At 48.3% G+C, this 1,924-nt stretch carries 2 protein-coding genes; one reads left to right on the plus strand and one right to left on the minus strand.

The window, feature by feature from the left end; genetic code table 11:
* Positions 1 to 104: 104 nt before the first annotated feature.
* Complete coding sequence (locus GPL15_RS17845) at positions 105 to 1,580, minus strand: L,D-transpeptidase family protein (RefSeq protein ID WP_215700051.1); 1,476 nt, start codon at positions 1,578 to 1,580, stop codon at positions 105 to 107.
* 157 nt (positions 1,581 to 1,737) lie between these two features.
* On the opposite strand from GPL15_RS17845, the gene GPL15_RS17850 reads away from it, so the two are divergent.
* Entirely contained in the window at positions 1,738 to 1,899 is a 162-nt protein-coding gene (locus GPL15_RS17850; protein ID WP_215700052.1) for a hypothetical protein, read from the plus strand.
* Positions 1,900 to 1,924 lie beyond the last annotated feature (25 nt).

A 1,924-nucleotide genomic window follows, 5' to 3' on the forward strand; every position in this document is an offset into this window, starting at 1 on the left:
AAGGGGCTCTATACGACCCCGAATCCCTTTGCTCCCAGGCCCTCCGCTCCCGATTCCCCTTCTTCTTGGCGTCCTTTCGCCAATTAAATAAAGCTTCCTCTTACTTAATTCACTCCCGTCACCGTAACATCCGTAGGATCCCAAGTCTGGGTATCCGGAATCGTATACGGAATAACCGGCCGTCCATATGGTCCCGGATCCTGGGCGTTGTATACCGTGATCGTCGTGCCGATTGGACAGTTGTCGAAGATCCATTTTGCATCCTGGGTCAGGAAACGGATACATCCGGCTGAACGGGCCACGCCTAAGTAGTTATAGGTGGATGGCTGGAGTGTCATATTGTTCTGCTTTTCGTAAATAATAGAATGGAGCAGGAAACTCTGTCCAGCGGCCAGCCTGGTTGCGTACTGGGCGTACACACCGCTGTTCATCAGACGCCAGCGGTATTTCTCCGGTGTCTTGAAGGTGCCGAGAGGCGTATCGTCGCCTGTGGAACAGAGGAATGATTTAACCGGGATGATGTAGCCGTTGGCTCCGTCCGCGGCATATACGGTTGTAACATTCATCTCTTTGTTGATCTTGATCTGATAGGAACTCTGCTGGCCGATGATCGGCTCCAGATCCTTAACCAGAACTCCGGCTTCATTGAAATACAATTTGTAGCCGTCAATGTACTGCCATCCGGTTACCGGATAGGAATCCACGAAATAATAACGGTCGCTGCCCACATATCCCCAGCCGGTGAAGTTGGTTCCGTCGCCATTGATATAACGGAGCTGTCCATCTATGTACTGAACGCCGTCATCGTGAACGGAATCCAGAACGTGTTCCGTCGTGTGAGGCCATTCCACATTTTTACCGTTCAAGGCCATGCGGAAGCCTACGATTTTTTTGCCGGTTCCCATGGTACCGCTGGCTTCGCCATTTTTGGTCCAGCCGGTGGTAGTTCCGTCTGATAAAACGCTGCAGTAGTAGATGTCAAATGAATTGCTCACCGGTCCGTCCAGTTTTAACTGAATGGCTTCTGCCTGAGTTTCATCCGCGTAAACAGTGGTGTATTGTCCGTTCATCACCCATGGCGTCCATCCGTACTGGGTGCTGTAAGTGCGGTAAAGGACATTGCCCACCGTATTGGTTAAAAAGATAGAGATAGAACGGAATCCAAGCCCATCTCCTAATGCGATCTGCTGATCATTGACGAATGGCGGGGACCATACGCTTCCCGGGATTAAAACCGTTGTCTGAAGCTGTGGAAGGTTGGCTCTTGCCGCCGCCTCAGCCGCTTCCGCAGATGCCAGTTCGGCAGCCAGTTCATCCGCTGTCTGTCCTCCGGTTTCCTGTCCGGCCGTGGTTTCCTGGTTTTGCTGCTCCGAAGATGCAGCTCCGGCATTTTGATCCGCCCCGTTATTCTCTGCGGAACCGGCTTGTGAAGAATCACCTGTCTGTTCGGTTGATTCATACTTTGCCGGAAGGTTAATACCCGGGCCCCGCTCTTCTTCGGCAAATGCAGTTATGGCAGATGTAGCTGTTAAAGTGAAAGCCATAAATAACACTGCTGAAGAACGAAATAGTTTATGCATTGCAATTATCCTCCTGTGTCCTAAAAATGATATTTTTGTGCTCCTAATACACAAAGATACATTGATAATCTAACACATTTAAAATGAAAATGCTACTAAATTATAGGGGAAGATTTACATTTTACCACGAATCATGTAAAATGAAAGGCAAAAGAAAATGAAAAGCAAAGAAATTGTAATAAATAGTAACAGTTCAGACGGCGGGACAATTGATGTGGAAAGCAGCGTCAAGCTTGCTTGTAAGCAGCTTTCCATATCAATTGCCACATCGGATGAACATCCGATGCTTCTTGACCAGTTATACCGGTCAAGAAGATGAGCCATCTGAATTGTTACTATTTTAT

The sequence above is a fragment of the Clostridium sp. MCC353 genome, from assembly GCF_018785315.1.
Lineage (GTDB): Bacteria > Bacillota > Clostridia > Lachnospirales > Lachnospiraceae > CHH4-2.